General features: G+C 71.5%; 15 protein-coding genes. 3 read left to right on the forward strand and 12 right to left on the reverse strand.

Translation table 11 applies throughout. The annotated features are described in order from the left end of the window. Position 1: 1 nt before the first annotated feature. Genes GQQ95_RS11695 through GQQ95_RS11710 form a run of 4 tightly spaced genes read right to left on the reverse strand, consistent with a single transcriptional unit; the run spans position 2 to position 4,589 of the window. Entirely contained in the window at positions 2-1,021 is a 1,020-nt protein-coding gene (locus GQQ95_RS11695) for an AAA family ATPase (protein WP_170297045.1), read from the reverse strand. 11 nt (positions 1,022-1,032) lie between these two features. Next, the gene (coaD, locus tag GQQ95_RS11700; protein ID WP_157427843.1) at positions 1,033-1,524 is read right to left on the reverse strand and encodes a pantetheine-phosphate adenylyltransferase; all 492 of its coding nucleotides are present in this window, start codon (positions 1,522-1,524) and stop codon (positions 1,033-1,035) included. Between the two features lie 51 nt (positions 1,525-1,575). Further along, entirely contained in the window at positions 1,576-3,792 is a 2,217-nt protein-coding gene (locus GQQ95_RS11705; RefSeq protein WP_157427844.1) for an ATP-dependent DNA helicase RecG, read from the reverse strand. Beyond that, the gene (locus tag GQQ95_RS11710) at positions 3,789-4,589 is read right to left on the reverse strand and encodes a tetratricopeptide repeat protein (protein WP_157427845.1); all 801 of its coding nucleotides are present in this window, start codon (positions 4,587-4,589) and stop codon (positions 3,789-3,791) included. Before GQQ95_RS11710 ends, GQQ95_RS11705 begins: the two co-directional genes overlap by 4 nt. A 73-nt stretch (positions 4,590-4,662) precedes the next feature. On the opposite strand from GQQ95_RS11710, the gene GQQ95_RS11715 reads away from it, so the two are divergent. Continuing rightward, positions 4,663-5,256 (forward strand): RsmD family RNA methyltransferase, encoded by a 594-nt coding sequence (locus tag GQQ95_RS11715; RefSeq protein ID WP_157427846.1) that lies wholly within the window; start codon positions 4,663-4,665, stop codon positions 5,254-5,256. Here GQQ95_RS11715 and thiL read toward each other — a convergent pair. After that, on the reverse strand, positions 5,226-6,248 hold the full coding sequence (thiL, locus tag GQQ95_RS11720) for a thiamine-phosphate kinase (RefSeq protein ID WP_425482574.1): 1,023 nt from the start codon (positions 6,246-6,248) through the stop codon (positions 5,226-5,228). The two genes, GQQ95_RS11715 and thiL, sit on opposite strands and share 31 nt — an antisense overlap. Positions 6,249-6,499: 251 nt before the next feature. Here thiL and GQQ95_RS11725 point away from each other — a divergent pair, with 251 nt between their 5' ends. Then, on the forward strand, positions 6,500-8,167 hold the full coding sequence (locus tag GQQ95_RS11725; RefSeq protein WP_170297046.1) for a VWA domain-containing protein: 1,668 nt from the start codon (positions 6,500-6,502) through the stop codon (positions 8,165-8,167). Positions 8,168-8,191: 24 nt separating this feature from the next. After that, the gene (locus GQQ95_RS11730) at positions 8,192-8,701 is read left to right on the forward strand and encodes a DUF3515 family protein (protein WP_157427848.1); all 510 of its coding nucleotides are present in this window, start codon (positions 8,192-8,194) and stop codon (positions 8,699-8,701) included. Between the two features lie 15 nt (positions 8,702-8,716). Here the strand turns inward: GQQ95_RS11730 and GQQ95_RS11735 are convergent, their stop codons facing one another. The 7 genes from GQQ95_RS11735 to GQQ95_RS11765 form a co-directional block, all read right to left on the reverse strand. Further along, positions 8,717-9,802, reverse strand: coding sequence for a D-alanine--D-alanine ligase family protein (locus GQQ95_RS11735; protein WP_157427849.1), 1,086 nt, complete (start codon positions 9,800-9,802; stop codon positions 8,717-8,719). Beyond that, a complete protein-coding gene (locus GQQ95_RS11740; RefSeq protein ID WP_157427850.1) occupies positions 9,702-10,835 on the reverse strand; it encodes an NAD(P)H-dependent glycerol-3-phosphate dehydrogenase in 1,134 nt (377 codons plus the stop codon). The genes GQQ95_RS11735 and GQQ95_RS11740 overlap by 101 nt, the downstream gene beginning before the upstream one ends. After that, the gene (locus GQQ95_RS11745) at positions 10,828-11,571 is read right to left on the reverse strand and encodes a lysophospholipid acyltransferase family protein (RefSeq protein ID WP_246205429.1); all 744 of its coding nucleotides are present in this window, start codon (positions 11,569-11,571) and stop codon (positions 10,828-10,830) included. Before GQQ95_RS11745 ends, GQQ95_RS11740 begins: the two co-directional genes overlap by 8 nt. A gap of 40 nt (positions 11,572-11,611) precedes the next feature. Further along, positions 11,612-12,982 carry a UDP-N-acetylglucosamine 1-carboxyvinyltransferase gene (gene murA, locus GQQ95_RS11750; RefSeq protein ID WP_157427852.1) on the reverse strand — a complete coding sequence of 457 codons (1,371 nt, stop codon included), beginning with the start codon at positions 12,980-12,982 and terminating at the stop codon, positions 11,612-11,614. After that, on the reverse strand, positions 12,979-13,599 hold the full coding sequence (leuD, locus tag GQQ95_RS11755) for a 3-isopropylmalate dehydratase small subunit (protein WP_157427853.1): 621 nt from the start codon (positions 13,597-13,599) through the stop codon (positions 12,979-12,981). The genes murA and leuD overlap by 4 nt, the downstream gene beginning before the upstream one ends. Before the next feature lies 1 nt (position 13,600). Continuing rightward, complete coding sequence (gene leuC / locus GQQ95_RS11760) at positions 13,601-15,106, reverse strand: 3-isopropylmalate dehydratase large subunit (RefSeq protein ID WP_157427854.1); 1,506 nt, start codon at positions 15,104-15,106, stop codon at positions 13,601-13,603. Positions 15,107-15,224: 118 nt separating this feature from the next. Then, positions 15,225-15,827: an FHA domain-containing protein gene (locus GQQ95_RS11765; protein ID WP_157427855.1), complete on the reverse strand. Its 603-nt coding sequence runs from the start codon at positions 15,825-15,827 to the stop codon at positions 15,225-15,227. Positions 15,828-15,836 lie beyond the last annotated feature (9 nt).

Consider the following 15,836-nt stretch of genomic DNA (forward strand, 5'->3'; position numbering starts at 1 on the left):
CTCAGTTCCTTCGTGCACTCCCGACCGGCACTGGCGTCTCCGCCACGATGCGCCGCACGATCGCGTCGATGAGCGGCCCGCTGTCGCGATCGTGGGATCCGACCGCCCGGCTGGTGGGCACCAGTCGGTGCGCGAGCACCGGCACGGCGAGCGCGTCGACGTCGTCGGGCAGGACGAAGTCGCGACCGTGCATGGCGGCATGGGCCTTCGCCGCCCTGATGAGCTGCAGCGTCGCGCGGGGGCTCGCGCCGAGCCTGAGCTGGCGGTCCTCACGTGTGGCGCGCGCCAGTTCGACCGCGTACTCCTTGACCGGTTGCGACGTGAAGACGTGCTGGACGGCCCCGATCATGCCCCGGAGCTCCTCGACCTCGACGACCTGTTCGAGCCGGTCGAGCGGACTGGACGTCTCGCGGGTGGAGAGCATCGCGAGCTCGTCGGCGGGCGACGGGTAGCCCATGGAGACCCTCGCCATGAATCGGTCGCGCTGCGCTTCGGGCAACGGGTAGGTGCCCTCCATCTCGACCGGGTTCTGGGTCGCGATGACCGTGAACGGGAGGTCGAGGTGGTACGTCGTGCCGTCGGCCGTGACCTGGCGCTCCTCCATGCACTCGAGCAGCGCGGCCTGCGTCTTCGGGCTGGCGCGGTTGATCTCGTCGCCGATCACGAGGTTCGCGAAGACCGGGCCGCGCTTGAACTCGAAGCGCCGGTCGGCCTGGTCGAACACCGAGACGCCCGTGACGTCGCTCGGCAGGAGGTCGGGCGTGAACTGGATCCGGCTGATGCTGCTGCCGAGCGACCGCGCGAGGGCCTTGGCCAGCATCGTCTTGCCGACGCCCGGCACGTCCTCGATGAGCAGGTGGCCCTCGGCGAGCACGACGGTCAGCGCCGCCGTGATCGCCTCGCGCTTGCCCGCGATGACGGTCTCGACGTTGGCGACCACGCGGGCGGCGAGGGCGCCGACCTCGTCGATGAGCATGACGGATGCCGCGTCGACGGCGTTCGCGGTCGGGGAGGCGGTCATCGGAGCCTCGCTCACGGGGTCATCGCCGTCGCGAGGAAGTCGGCCACCACGGGCGGAACGTAGGGCGATACGTCGCCGCCGAGCGCGGAGACCTGGCGCACCAGCGAACTGGAGACGAGGGCGTGCTGCGGGTCGGGAAGCAGGAACACGGTCTCGACGCCGGCGAGGTGGCGATTGACGATGGCCATCGGCGTCTCGTAGGCCACGTCGACCTGGGACCGCACGCCCTTCACGAGGACGCTCGCGCCGACGTCGGTGCAGTAGTCGACGAGGAGCCCCATGCTCCAGGATGCCACCACGACCCGCCCCTGGATGCCGGCATCGATGACGGCGCGCTCGATGAGTGCGACGCGCTGCGCGATGGGGAGCAGGGCGCTCTTGTCGGGGTTGTGCACGACCACGACGTGGAGTTCGTCGTAGAGCCCGGCGGCTCGCTCGATCACGTCGAGATGCCCCTTGGTGACGGGGTCGAATGAACCGGGAACGACGGCGATCCGCTGCATACGCACCAGCGTACTGCCCGCCCAGCGCACCGGAAGGGGTGCGTTCGACTCTCAGCCCTTGCTCAGGAATCCGGTGGCGTCGTCGTCGAGTCGCCGCCGGACCTCGGCCGAGAGTGCGGGGTGGCCGGCCAGTCGCGGATCGTCGACGAGGAGGGACGCGGCTGCCTCGCGGGCGTCGGCGATGATCTCCCCGTCGCGGGCGACCCGCAGCAGCTTGAGCGAGGATCGCCCGCCCGACTGGGTCGCACCCAGCACGTCGCCCTCCTGTCGCAGTTCGAGGTCGACCTGCGCGAGCTCGAAGCCGTCGAGGGTGGCGGCCACGGCTTCGACCCGCTGCCTCGCGAGCGAACCCGGTTCGGACGCGGTCACGAGCAGGCAGAGCCCCGGCAGTCCGCCCCGGCCGACCCGACCGCGCAGCTGGTGCAGCTGGGAGACACCGAACCGATCGGCGTCGGTCACAACCATGACGCTCGCGTTGGGCACGTCGACGCCGACCTCGATGACGGTCGTGGCGACGAGGACGTCGATCTCTCCTGCGGCGAAGGCGCGCATCGTGGCGTCCTTCTCCTCGGATGCCATCCGGCCGTGCAGGGGCGCGACGCGGATCCCGGAGAACCGCGGGTGCGCCGTGAGCTCGGCGAGGATCGCCGCGACCGACGCGACCGGCGCCGAGGTCGGGTCCGCGTCGACGTCGGTCGCACCGTCGCCCTGGACGGGGTCGGCCTCCTCGGCCACCCTGGGCTCGATGGCGGGGCAGACGACGAAGCCCTGGCGGCCCTCGGCGATCTCCTCGGCGAGCCGCTCCCAGACCCGCGTGCGCCAGGCCGGCCGCTCGACGAGCGGCACGACGTGCGATTCGATGCCGGCACGACCGGCCGGCAGTTCGCGGATGGTGGAGACGTCGAGGTCGCCGAAGACCGTCATGGCGACGGTGCGCGGGATCGGCGTGGCGGTGAGCACCAGCACGTGCGGCGGCCGCCGCCCCTTGAGCCGCAGCGCCTCCCGCTGCTCGACGCCGAACCGATGCTGCTCGTCGACGACCACGAGGCCGAGGTCGGCGAAGGAGACGCTCTCGCCGATGAGCGCGTGGGTGCCGACGACGATGCGGGACTGGCCCGCTGCCGCACGCAGGAGCGCCTTGCGCCGCTCGGCGGCCGGAAGCTGCCCGGTGAGCAGCGTGGGGACCAGCTCCGCCGACAGGTCGGGCCCGAGCATGCGGGCGATCGACCGCAGGTGCTGGGCCGCAAGGACCTCGGTGGGCGCGAGCAGCGCCGCCTGCCCACCGGAATCGGCGACCGCGAGCATCGCACGCAGTGCGACCACCGTCTTGCCCGAGCCGACCTCGCCTTGGACGAGCCGGTTCATGGGCACGGGTTCGGCCAGGTCGGTCGCGATGGCGGTGCCGACCTCGACCTGGTCGCCGGTCAGGGTGAACGGCAGGGCCGCGTCGAAGCGCTCCAGGAGCCCGCCGGCCGACGGATGCCGCGCGGTCGCCTCGTGCGAGCGCAATTCGGCACGTCGCAGCAGCAGCGTCGTCTGCAGCACGAGCGCCTCGGTGAACCGGAGCGTGCGCCTGGCGGCCTTCCAGTCGGCCTCGGCCTCTGGCCTGTGGATGCGCTCGATGGCGTCGCGGTGGGCGAGGAGCCCGCGCCCGGACCTGATCTCGCCGGGTACGGGGTCGGGCACCGGGTCGAGGCCGTCGAGGAGGAGCGCGATGGCCTTGGCGAGCTGCCAGCTCGCGAGCGCCCCGGTCGCGGGGTAGATCGCGATGGGGGCTTCCGCCCAGCGCTTGACGGATGCGTCGGTCGGCGACACCGCCGCCGCATCGTCGAAGAGCTCGTAATCGGGATGGGCGAGCTGTCGCGCGCCGCGGTAGTCGCCGACCTTTCCCGCGAAGATGCCGCGGGCGCCGGGAACGAGCTCGCGGGCGCGCCACGCCTGGTTGAAGAACGTGAGGACCAGGATGCCGGTGCCGTCGGAGATCTTCACCTCGAGGATCGATCCGCGACGCGATCGCATGCTGCGCTCCCGGACCTCGAGCACCTCGGCCACGATGGTCACGTTCTCGTCGAGCGGAAGGCTCGCGAGCGCGGTCAGCTCGCCGCGCAGGGCGTACCTGCGCGGATAGTGGCCGAGGAGGTCGCCCACGGTGCGGTAGCCGAACGCGCGCTCGAGCGCCTGCGCCGTGCGGCCGCCGAGCGCACCCGTCAGTCGCGTGTCGAGGGTGAACCGGCCGACGCCGGTCTCGTGGGTCTCGTCGGCCGTCATGCCTCGATCGTAGGCTCGGCCGCCGTCAACGCCTCGATCTCCGCGCGCACGTACGGGTCGTCCGGGCGGAGCACGGCCAACTCGCGTTGCAGCGCGAGCGCCTCGTCGGTGCGACCGAGGGTTCGGAGGCATCTCGCGACCGACCACCTCGTGACCTGTCGCTGCTCGGCGGAACCGTGGCGGTCGGCGATCTTGACGGCACGCTCGAACTCCATGAGCGCACCGGTGGCGCGGCCCTGGTCGTGCTTCGTCCAGCCGAGGTTGTGGTGCAGCGCGATGCCCCAGCGCAGCACGCGTGGGTCCCGCTGGCCGTCGAGGACGTCGAGCCCCTCGGCGGCCCATTCCTCCTCGTGGCCGGCGTCGTGCAGTGCGAGCAGGTGCAGGGCGTCGAGCACGAGGAAGGCCGAACCGGCCCGTGCGGCCTCGCGCACGCCGAGCGTCAGGCCGGGGACCGCGGTGGTCGGTTCCGCACCCGCGGCGACGATCCTGCCCCGCTCGATCGCCACCCGGGCGCGCAGCTCCGCGTCGGACTCCCCGGCCTCGCGCTCGACCGCGTCGAGCACGCGGCCGGCGTCGTCGAGCTCGCCGAGCATGCCGAGCGCACGGGCGAGCTGGGTCGCCATGACGGCACGCACCTCGCTCGACGCCCGCTCGTCGAGCGAGGCCGCACGGAACCGCTCGACGGCCGAGGCCGGATCGGCGAAGTCCCACATACGGTCGAGCACGGCCTGGTCGACGAGCGCACGGCGTCTGGCGGTCACGGGAGCGGGAGGGGCATCCACGGTCTGGTCATCCACGCTTCCATCATGGCAGCGCGACGGGCCGCCCGGACGGCATGCGACGCAGTCGGGCCGGTAGGCTGCGATGAGCATGACGCGCATCATCGCCGGAACCGCCGGCTCACTCACCCTCGCCGTGCCGCGATCCGGCACGCGGCCCACGAGCGATCGCGTCCGTGAGGCCATCTTCTCGGCACTGGAGTCGCGGGACGCGATCGACGGGGCCGTCGTGCTCGACCTCTACGCCGGCTCGGGTGCGCTCGGGCTCGAGTCCGCGAGCCGCGGTGCCGTCGAGGTGGTGCTCGTCGAACGCGCCAAGCCGGCCGCCGAGGTCTGCCGGCGCAACGCCGACGCCGTCACCCGGGCGATCGGCCGCGGTGCGGCGCGCATCCGGGTGGTCCCGCGCGCCGTCGCCGCCTACCTCGAGACCGCGCCGGCCGGCGTGGACCTCGCCTTCATCGACCCGCCGTACGACCTCGACGAAGGCGCGCTCGGCCGCGACCTCGAGCTGCTCGCACCGCTCCTGAACGCCGATGCCGTCGTCGTCGTCGAGCGCAGCTCGCGCTCCCCCGAGCCGACCTGGCCCTCGGGCATCGAACCGGAGCGTCGCCGGGACTACGGCGAGACCACGCTCTGGTGGGCGACCACGGAGGATCAGCCGGCGCGCCCGTCCCAGCCCGAGTAGGGATCCCATCCGTCGGCCCCTGCCTCACGGCCGTCGAGCAGGATGCGACCACCGCCCGCGACCACCCGGCCGATGCGCTCGAAGGGCGCGGGGATCTCGGTGCCGGCCGGGAAGGTGGCGAGCATGCCGTGGTCCTCGCCGCCCGCGAGCGCCCACCTGACCACGTCGGGATCGCCGCCGAGCGCCTCGGAGGAGAAGTCCAGGTCGACGCCGCTCGCCTCCGCCACGCGCCTGGCGTCCCGCGCGAGCCCGTCGGACACGTCGAGCATCGAGGTCGCGCCGGCCGTCGCTGCGATGACGCCGGCCCGCACGGGCGGCGATGGCGCCAACTGGGCACGCACGAGGTCGGGCCGGCGCTCCCGGAGCGCGGCGGCCAGGTTCGCATCGGGCTCACCCGCGGCATCCGTCGCCTCGGCGAAGAGCAGCGCGAGCCCGCGGGCGGCATCGCCCCGCGTTCCGGCGTGTGCGATGACGTCGCCGGCCCTCGCCCCCGATCTCAGCACGGGGGCGCGCCCCTCGAGGTCGCCGAACGCGGTGACCGCGATCGTCAGGACGTCGGATGCTGAGAGGTCGCCGCCGACGACGCCGGCACCCGGTGCGAGCGCGGCCAGCGCCTCGCGGAGGCCGTCGGCGATGCCCTCCAGGAGCGCCGGCGACGACGCCGGGGGCGCCGCGATCGCCACCACGAGCGCGGTCGGCCGCGCACCCATGGCCGCCACGTCGGTGAGGTTCGTCGCCGCGGCCTTCCAGCCGAGCTCGAACGGCGTCGACCAGGCGAGCCGGAAGTCCGGTCCGTGCACGAGCAGGTCGGTGGTCACCACGAAACGACCGTCGGATGCCGCGACGACGGCGGCGTCGTCGCCGGGCCCGAGCAGCGCGGCGTCGCCTGAGGACAGGCGGGGCAGGATGCGGCGGAGCGCCGCGATCTCGCCGATGCCGCCGATCGTGGCGTCGACGGGTCTCTGGTCGTTGGGCAGCGACGGATTCGGCACGCCGCCAGCCTAGGACAGGCGATCGCACACCCGTTTCCGGCATGGCACCCGTCCGGGGGACATGTCAAGAATGTAACGAATACTTACATACGGGGCGATCCTGCCGTACAGTGAACTCGCCTCACCCAGGCCGCGAGACCCGAACGCGGTGGCTCACATGTTGCTCACCGTGCAGCAATGGAGCCCATGTGAACCGACGAAGCGAACGAGCCGAACGTGTGCGTGCCCGCCGCCGACACCGCCGAGTGGCGGTGATCGTCGCCGCCGCCACCGCCAGCCTCGCCCTCGTCGGCATCGCGGGCACCGCCTGGGCCGGCGGGTCCTTGAGCGCCTGGCTCGCCTCCGCCCCCGCCTGCATCGAGCCGGTGGAACTGACGGTCGTGGCCGACACCGCGATCGCCCGCCCCGTGAAGGAGCTCGCCGCCGAATACGATGCGCGGGAGGACGCCTGCGCGCGCACCGAGGTCGTGGCCCAGGACTCCGCCGACACGTCCGCCCTGCTCGCCTCGGGCAACGGATCCGACGTCGACGCCTGGATCCCGGACTCCCCCGTCTGGCTCGTGCGCACGGCCGCCAGCGCCCGTTCGCTCGGCCGCGACGTGCCCGACGTCGCGCTCGAGCGCTCGATCGCGTCGAGCCCCGTCGTCTTCGCCGCGCCGGTGAGCGGCGCCGACGCGCTCGCCGGCCGGACGCTCGACTGGAACGCCGTGCTCACCGGCGAACTGCCGACGCTGCTCGCCGACCCCGAGGCATCCTCCGCCAGCCTGAACGGGCTGCAGGCCATGGAACGCGCCACCCCGATCGGGCAGGCGCGCGAGTTCACCAACGCGATGATCCGGCTGAGCGACGGCGCTCCAACCCGCGTGGACGCCGCATTCAGCTCGCTCGCGGTGAGCCCGCCGGGCACCGTGGCGATCGCCAGCGAGCAGCAGGTCGCCATGCACAACCACGACGACGCCGCCACGCCGCTGCTCGCCCTCTACCCGGCCGACGGCACGCTGGCCCTCCAGTTCCCCTTCCTGCGCATGCTCGACGAGTCCGAGCTCGCGAAGAACCAGCCCGCCGACGGCGAGGCCGCGAAGGACGAGGAGTCCGAGCGGCTCGCGCAGCGCGCGGCGCAGCTGAACGCCCTGAAGATCGCGCTCTGGGACGCGTCCGACCGCTTCGCGGCCGAGGGGTTCCGCGACGGCACCGGCGGTGGCGAGCTCGAGCAGGACGGCGTCATCGCCGACGCGACCGAGGTGGGCTCGGCCGCGGCATCCGCCCAGGTCGCGATCCTGCGCAACTGGGGCGTCCTCAGCCTGCGATCGCGCATCCTCTCGGTCATCGACGTCTCGGGGTCGATGGAGGAGCCGACCGTCACGGGGCTCCGCCGCATCGACCTCGTCACCCAGGCGGCGAGCAGTACCGTGTCCCAGCTCTCCGAGGCCGTCGACGTCGGACTGTGGGCCTTCTCGACCGCCCGGATCGGCGACCAGGACTGGGAGCCGCTGTCGGGCATCGAACCCCTCGCGGAGGACGAGCACCGCACGGAGGTGCTCGACGTGATCGGCTCCCTGCCCGGACGGCTCGGTGGTGCGACCGGGCTCTACGACACCACGCTCGCCGCGGTGCAGGCGGTCCGCGAGCACTACGACCCCGAGAACGTGAACTCCGTCCTGCTGCTGACCGACGGCCGCAACGAGGACGAGAACGGGATCAGCCGCGAGACCCTCCTCGACGAACTGGCCGCCATCACCGGCAGCGACCGGCCCGTTCCCGTCGTCCTCGTCGGCGTCGGCCCGGACACCGACCTCGAATCGATGCGCCTCATCGCCGAGGCGACCGGCGGCGCCGCCTACTCCGCCCAGCGACCGGAGGACCTGAAGACGGTGCTCACGGACGCCCTGTCGCAGCGCTCCTGCCGTCCGAACTGCTGAACCCGACGGGGTAGCCTGAAGCGGATGTCTCAGCACTCCGCCACTCCCCCGCGCCTGCGGCGCGTCAGGCTCACCGGGGCAGCCCTCGCCTCGGTCGCCGCCGTCATCGTCCTCGCCGGCTGCAGCCCCATCGTGAACCTGCAGGCCGGGCCGGAGTCCGCGGACACCGCCTGTGCCGAGGTCGTCGTGCTCCTGCCCGACACCGTCGCGGAGCAGCCGCAGCGCGAGACCGACGCCCAGGGCACCGGGGCATGGGGGGAACCCGCATCCGTGCTGCTGCGATGCGGGGTTCCGCCCCTCGGGCCGACCACCGACCGCTGCGTCAGCGTCGACGGGATCGACTGGGTCATCGACGAGTCCCAGGCGCCGAAGTACCTGTTCACCACCTACGGGCGCACGCCCGCCGTGGAGGTGCTCGTCGACAACGACGTCGTCTCGGGCACCACGGCCCTCGCCGACCTGTCGGGCGCCGTGGGAAAGATCCCCGCCGACGGCGGATGCACGTCGGTCGAGGATGCCCCGCCGATCGACTGACCGGCGGGCCCTCGTTCAGCGAGCGCCGCGCGCGTGCCCCACGTCGATCAGCTCGCCGATCAGCTCGGGGTAGCTGAGCCCCGTCTTGAGCCAGCAGGTCGGGAACATCGAGATCGGGGTGAACCCCGGCATGGTGTTGATCTCGTTGACGACGAAGCCCTCGTCGCCGAGGAACACGTCGACCCGGGCCAGGCCCTCGCCGCCGATGGCCTCGAACGCGCGACGGGCGATGCGCTCGAGCTCGAAGGTCTCGCCGTCGCCGAGCTCAGCCGGGCACACGAGGTCCACCCCGGGCGCGTCGAGGTACTTCGCCTCGAAGTCGTAGAAGTCCCGCCCGGTGACCACGACCTCGCCCGCGACGCTGACCCTCACGCCGTCGCGCCCCTCGAGCACGGCGATCTCGATCTCGCGACCGGGGATCGCCTGCTCGACGAGGACGGTCCGGTCCTCGGCGAAGGCCACGCCGAGCGCGGCGTCGAGCTCCGACCAGTCGGAGACCTTGGTGACGCCGACGGAGGAGCCGGCGCGCGCGGGCTTGACGAACACGGGCAGCCCGAGTGCGCGAACCCGGCGGTGCCAGAGGTCGGTGTCGGCGTCGAGCGCCGAGCGGGTCAGCGTGACCCACGGCGCAACCGGGATGCCGGCGGCCTCGAGAGCCGTCTTGGTGAAGTGCTTGTCCATGCCGACCGCCGAGGCCAGCACGCCGTTGCCGACGTACGGGAGGCCGACGAGCTCGAGCAGGCCCTGCACCGTGCCGTCCTCGCCGAAGCGCCCGTGCAGGATCGGGAGGACCACGTCGACGTCGCCGAGCGAGCGCTCGCCGGCGGCATCCGTCACCCGGAGCTCGCGGGATGCCGAGCTCTCGGGCCACCGCACGCGGGATCCGTTGTCGTGGACCTCGGGCAGGCGACCGGGATCGAGCGCGAAGCGCGCGGGATCGTCGCTCTCGAGGACGAAGGCGCCGTCGCGGGTGATCCCGACGGGGATCACCTCGAAGCGGTCACGGTCGATCGCCCCCAGCACCCCTCCCGCCGTTGCGCAGCTGATCGAGTGTTCGCTTGACCGCCCTCCGAAGAGCAGAACCACCCTGAGCTTGTCCATCCATCGTCCTTTCGCCCTGCGGCTCGTCGTCGGTCGTGAGGTGGGGCGCGATGTCCCGCGGCGCGAGCGTCCCGGCGAGCACCTGGCGCACCTGCTCGACGATGGGCATCTCGACGCCCTTGGCGCGGGCGAGCTCGAGGATCGGCCCCACGGAGGCGAGTCCCTCGGTGGTCTGGTTCATCTGGTTCACCACGTCGGCGAGGTGGTACCCCTGCCCGAGGAGGCGACCGGCCGTGTTGTTCCGCGAGAGCGGCGACTGGCTCGTGGCGATGAGATCGCCGAGTCCCGCGAGTCCGGAGAGCGTCTCGGGATGGGCCCCGTAGGCGACCGCGAAGTCGGTCATCTCGACGAGGCCGCGCGTGATGATCGACGCCTTCGTGTTCTCGCCGTAGCCGACGCCGTCGACGATGCCGATCGCGACCGCGATGAGGTTCTTCAGGACGCCGCCGAACTCGGTCCCGATGACATCGGTGTTCACGAACGAGCGGAAGTACCGGTTGCGCGAGATGGATGCCACGGCCTGGGCCGTCTCGAGGCTCGTCGAGGAGACCACGGCGGCCGTCGGCTGCTCCTTCGCGATCTCGAGCGCCAGGTTCGGTCCCGAGATGACGGCGACCTGCTCCTGCTCGATCCTGAGGACCTCGGAGATGACCTCGCTCATGCGAAGGCCCGTCGACTTCTCGACGCCCTTCATGAGCGAGACGATCGTCGCCTGCGCGTGGAGGTGGGGGCCGGCGGCGAGGAGGTTCTCGCGGAGCGACTGGCTCGGCACCGAGAGGAAGACGTGCTCCGCGCCGGCGAGGGCGAGGTCGAGGCGACTCGTCGCCCGCAGGCCCATGGGCAGGTTCACGCCGGGAAGGTAGTCGCTGTTGCGCTTGCCCTCCTGGATCTCCCTCGCCAGTTCGGGCCGTCGCGCCCACAGCACCACGTCGGCGCCGCCGTCGGCGAGGATCTTCGCGAAGGTCGTGCCCCAGCTCCCGGCGCCGACCACCGCGACGCGGGTGCCGTGCACCGGTGCAGCCGCCCTAGCCATCGAGTCGCCCCGTCTCCTTCTGCCCGTGCTTGGCGGGGTCCCATCGTTCGGCCGGCGCCGCCTCGCCGCGGAGCTCGGCCAGGAGCGCGGCGATCGCGTCCATGAGCTCGGCCGTGGCCTTCAGCAGCGTCGCCTGGTCGATCGGGCCTTCGCGATAGGCGGACAGGTCGAGCGGCTCGCCGATGATCACGTCGATGGTCTTGCGCGGGAAGAGGCTGAGCTTCTTTCCGTACCGTCCCATCAGCTCCTGCGTGCCCCAGTGCGCGGCCGGAACGATCGGGATGCCGCGCTCGAGCGCGATGCGCATGGCGCCCGTCTTGCCGCGCATCGGCCACAGGTCGGGATCACGCGTCAACGACCCCTCGGGGTAGACGACGACCATGCGCCCCTTCTCCACGAGGTCCTCGGCCGCACGGAGCGCCGCATGGCTCTTGCTGCCGGCCCGCTCGACCGGGATCTGCCCCGACGTTCGGAGCATCCAGCCGAGGATCGGGTTCTTGAACAGCGACGCCTTCGCCATGAAGCGCGGCGCCCGCCCGAGCTTCCAGCTCACGGCGCCCATGACGAGCGGATCGATCTCGCTGTAGTGATTCGGGGCGAGCACGAACGCACCCGTCTGCGGCATCCGCTCGGGGTGGTGGAAGCGGAACTTCACGGCGAGATTCAGGATCGGCAGGACGAGGACCGCCAGGAACCAGAAGAACGAGGGACGACGGGTCTCCGAGCGGGCCTTCACAGGAGGAACGGGAGACGGGTCGTCGTGCTGCACTCCCCCATTATGCGTCGAGCTCGAAATCCGCCCCGAGGAGTTCGAGCTTCGTGATGAAGTTCTCGTACCCTCGCGCGATGATGCCGACGTTCGAGACGGTGGAGCGGCCATCGGCGGTCAGCGCCGCGATGAGGTGGCTGAAGCCGCCGCGGAGATCGGGGACCTCGATGTCGGCGCCCGTGAGCCTGGACGGCCCCGAGATGACGGCGGAGTGCTTGAAGTTGCGCTGGCCGAAGCGGCACGCCGCCGAGCCGAGGCACTCCTTGTGCACCTCGATCGAGGCGCCCATCTCGACGAGCGCGTCGACGAAGCCGAACCGCTGCTCGTACACGGTCTCGTGCACGATCGAGACGCCCTTGGCCTTGCTGAGCGCGACCACGAGGGGCTGCTGCCAGTCGGTCATGAACCCGGGGTGCACGTCGGTCTCGATGATGACGGGCTTCAGGTCGCCGCCGGGGTGGAAGAAGCGGATGCCGTCCTCGGCGATGTCGAAGTCGCCGCCGACCTTGCGGAAGACGTTGAGGAAGGTGAGCATCTCGGCCTGGCGGGCCCCGCCGACGAAGATGTCGCCCTCGGTCGCGAGCGCCGCGGCCGCCCAGCTCGCGGCCTCGTTGCGGTCGAAGAGCGCCCGGTGCGTGTAGCCGTCGAGCTTGTCGACGCCCTCGATGCGGATGACCCGGTCGGTGTCGACCGTGATGATCGCACCCATCTTCTGCAGGATGTTGATGAGATCCATGATCTCGGGCTCGATCGCCGCTCCGGAGAGCTCGGTGATGCCGTCGGCGAGCACCGCGGTGAGCAGCACCTGCTCGGTCGCGCCCACGCTCGGGTAATCCAGCGAGACCTTGGCTCCGTGGAGGCCGTTCGGCGCCGACATGCGGATGCCGCTCGGGAGCTTCTCGACGATCGCGCCGAAGTTGCGGAGCACCTCGAGATGGAAGTTGATGGGGCGGTCGCCGATGCGGCAGCCGCCGAGGTCGGGGATGAACGCCTCGCCGAGGCGGTGCAGCAGCGGGCCGCAGAAGAGGATCGGGATGCGGCTCGAGCCGGCGTGCGCATCGATGTCGGCCATGTGCGCCGTCTCGACGGCGCTCGGATCGAGGATCAGCTCGCCCTCGACCGGACCGTCGGTCACGGTCACGCCGTGCACCTCGAGGAGGCCCCGCACGATGCGCACGTCGCTGATGTTCGGCACGTCCTTCAGGACGCTGGGGGTGTCGCCCAGGATGGCCGCGACCATCGCCTTCGTGACGAGGTTCTTCGCGCCCTTGAGTTCGATACGGCCGACCAACGGCTTGCCGCCGTTGATCGTGATCTTGTCGACGTTCAAGCCGACCGCCGTGCCATGGTTCTTGGCATCCTGCCCGAGTGTGTTCACAGAGTTCCTGATTCCGCCGGCTCCCGGATCGGGAGCGTCTTCGGCCGCCAGGCCTCTCGGTGCGTCTCGAATTCGGCGATGGCCGATTCGTCGCGCAGGGTGAGACCGATGTCGTCGAGCCCTTCGAGAAGCCTCCACCGAGTGTAGTCGTCGACGTCGAAGGGCACGGTCAGCGCGCCTGCGCTCACCGTACGCTCAACCAGATCGACCGTCACCGATATTCCCGGCTCGGCCTCGACGACCTCCCAGAGGCGCTCCACGTCTTCGTAGGCGACCTGGGCCGCGAGGAGCCCCTGCTTGCCGGAGTTGCCCCGGAAGATGTCGCCGAACCGCGAGCTGATGACCACGTCGAAGCCGAAGTCGCGCAACGCCCACACGGCGTGCTCGCGGCTGGAGCCCGTGCCGAAGTCGGGGCCGGCGATGAGGACGCGCGCGCCCTGGTAGGCCTCCTGGTTCAGGATGAACTCGGGATCCTGGCGCCATCCGTAGAACAGCGCGTCGTCGAAGCCGGTCTTGGTGACCCGCTTCAGGAACACCGCGGGGATGATCTGGTCGGTGTCGACGTTCGAGCGGCGCATCGGCACCGCGACGCCCGTGACGGTCGTGAACTTCTCCATGTCAGCGCCCTTCGCCTTCGATGCGTGCCCGGTCGGTCGCGGCATCCGCAAGCCCCGGCTCGTCGCTCAGGTCCCACGGGCTCGACAGCGTGCCGCGGATGGCGGTGGCCGCGGCCACGAGCGGGGAGACGAGGTGCGTGCGACCGCCCTTGCCCTGCCGCCCCTCGAAGTTGCGGTTCGAGGTCGATGCGCAGCGCTCGCCGGGAGCCAGTTGGTCGGGATTCATGCCGAGGCACATCGAGCAGCCGGCGAACCGCCATTCGGCGCCGAACGCCTCGAACACCTTGTCGAGTCCCTCGGCCTCGGCCTCGAGGCGGACGCGGGCGGACCCGGGAACGACCATGACGCGCACGCCGTCGGCCTTCTGCTTGCCCTGGATGATCGAGGCGAACGCACGGAGGTCCTCGATGCGGCTGTTCGTGCAGGAGCCCATGAAGACGGCGTCGACGCGGATCTCCTTCAGCGGCGTACCGGGCTCGAGGTCCATGTACTCGAGGGCCCGCTCGGCGGCGGCGCGCTCGTGCTGGTCGTCGATGGCGGCCGGGTCGGGCACCGACTCGGAGAGCGACACGCCCTGGCCCGGGTTGGTGCCCCAGGTGACGAACGGCTCGAGCACGTCGGCGTCGATCGACACCTCGGCGTCGAACTCGGCCCCCTCGTCGGTGGCGAGCGTCTTCCAGTACTCGACGGCCACGTCCCAGTCGTCGCCCTCCGGCGCGTGGGCGCGACCCTTCAGGTAGGCGAACGTCGTCTCGTCGGGAGCGACCATGCCGGCGCGGGCACCGGCCTCGATCGACATGTTGCAGATGGTCATGCGACCGTCCATCGAGAGCGAGCGGATGGCGCTGCCGCGGTATTCGAGCACGTAGCCCTGGCCACCGCCGGTGCCGATCTTCGCGATGACGGCGAGGATGATGTCCTTCGCCGTGACGCCGGGACGGAGGCTGCCCTCGACGTTGATCGCCATGGTCTTGAACGGCTTCAGCGGCAGCGTCTGCGTGGCGAGCACGTGCTCGACCTCGCTCGTGCCGATGCCGAACGCCATCGCGCCGAACGCGCCGTGCGTGGACGTGTGCGAGTCGCCACACACGACGGTGATGCCCGGCTGCGTGAGGCCGAGTTGCGGCCCGACGACGTGCACGATGCCCTGCTCCTTGTCGCCGAGCGAGTGCAGGCGGATGCCGAACTCGGCCGCGTTGCGGCGCAGGGTCTCGATCTGGGTTCGGCTCGTCAGGTCGGCGATGGGCTTGTCGATCGCGAGCGTCGGGGTGTTGTGGTCCTCGGTGGCGATCGTGAGGTCGGGCCGCCGCACCGGACGGCCGGCCACGCGGAGGCCGTCGAAGGCCTGCGGGCTCGTGACCTCGTGCACGAGGTGCAGGTCGATGTAGATGAGGTCGGGAGTGCCGTCCTCGCCCTTCTTGACCAGGTGGGCGTCCCAGACCTTCTCGGCCAGTGTGCGCGGACGTGATTCCGGCGTCGTGACGCCGTTGATGGGTACTGCGTTCATGCGTTCGCTTCCTCAGGAAAAGTGGACAGCCGACAGCAGACTCCGCGACGGGTTCGGCCTAGAACGAGGCCCCGCCGCGGCAGCGAAGGAGAAGACGGGCTGCGCGCACCATGACAGGCTACACCGTCAATCCGCTGGTCCGACGCAGGGTCAGGGCGAGGTCACCGAGCCGGAGGACGGACCCCGGTTCGACCTCGGCGGGTGCCCCCGCGTCGAGCACGGTGACCTCGCCGCCTCCGGCCTGGACCGCGACCCCGTTGGTCGAATGCAGGTCGGTGACGATGACGCGGCCCTCTCGCACCTCGATGAGCGCATGCGTCTTCGACACCGTCTTCGTCGGGTCGGCGACGGCGATCGGCCGCGCGTCGGCGTGCGCGTGGTCGGCCACCGGATTGCGGCCGAGCACGTACGTGCCCGAGATCGCGATCGCGACGCCGTCGGCGCCGATGAGGTCGAACGTGGGCGCCGCGGCCGGGACCGGCGGCGGCGGCGAGCGGAACGCCGGTGGCATGGTCAGCTCCGCGGGCGGAGCGGGCGGCGGTGACGTGGTGGATGGCGGGGCAGTCGGCAGCGGGGTGAACGACGGCAGCTGACGGATGGGCGCCGCCTGGACGGTCCGGTCGGTCGGCCCGGTGACGCCCTCGGTCGTCTGCGCCGGCGGCTCGTCGGGCGCATTCGGGATCAGCCCCGGCGGGGGGACGATGAACTCCGGTGCGGTCACGACGGCATT

This window comes from Agromyces salentinus, from assembly GCF_009749395.1.
GTDB classification, from domain to species: domain Bacteria; phylum Actinomycetota; class Actinomycetes; order Actinomycetales; family Microbacteriaceae; genus Agromyces; species Agromyces salentinus.

Excerpts from the sequence above, each read along its gene's own strand:
- GQQ95_RS11740 (WP_157427850.1), bottom strand. The coding sequence starts at position 10,835 with ATGGCTAGGGCGGCTGCACCGGTGCACGGCACCCGCGTCGCGGTGGTC.
- GQQ95_RS11735 (WP_157427849.1), bottom strand. The coding sequence starts at position 9,802 with ATGGACAAGCTCAGGGTGGTTCTGCTCTTCGGAGGGCGGTCAAGCGAA.
- leuC (WP_157427854.1), bottom strand. The coding sequence starts at position 15,106 with ATGAACGCAGTACCCATCAACGGCGTCACGACGCCGGAATCACGTCCG.
- GQQ95_RS11705 (WP_157427844.1), bottom strand. The coding sequence starts at position 3,792 with ATGACGGCCGACGAGACCCACGAGACCGGCGTCGGCCGGTTCACCCTC.
- GQQ95_RS11715 (WP_157427846.1), top strand. The coding sequence starts at position 4,663 with ATGACGCGCATCATCGCCGGAACCGCCGGCTCACTCACCCTCGCCGTG.
- GQQ95_RS11695 (WP_170297045.1), bottom strand. The coding sequence starts at position 1,021 with ATGACCGCCTCCCCGACCGCGAACGCCGTCGACGCGGCATCCGTCATG.
- coaD (WP_157427843.1), bottom strand. The coding sequence starts at position 1,524 with ATGCAGCGGATCGCCGTCGTTCCCGGTTCATTCGACCCCGTCACCAAG.
- GQQ95_RS11730 (WP_157427848.1), top strand. The coding sequence starts at position 8,192 with ATGTCTCAGCACTCCGCCACTCCCCCGCGCCTGCGGCGCGTCAGGCTC.
- leuD (WP_157427853.1), bottom strand. The coding sequence starts at position 13,599 with ATGGAGAAGTTCACGACCGTCACGGGCGTCGCGGTGCCGATGCGCCGC.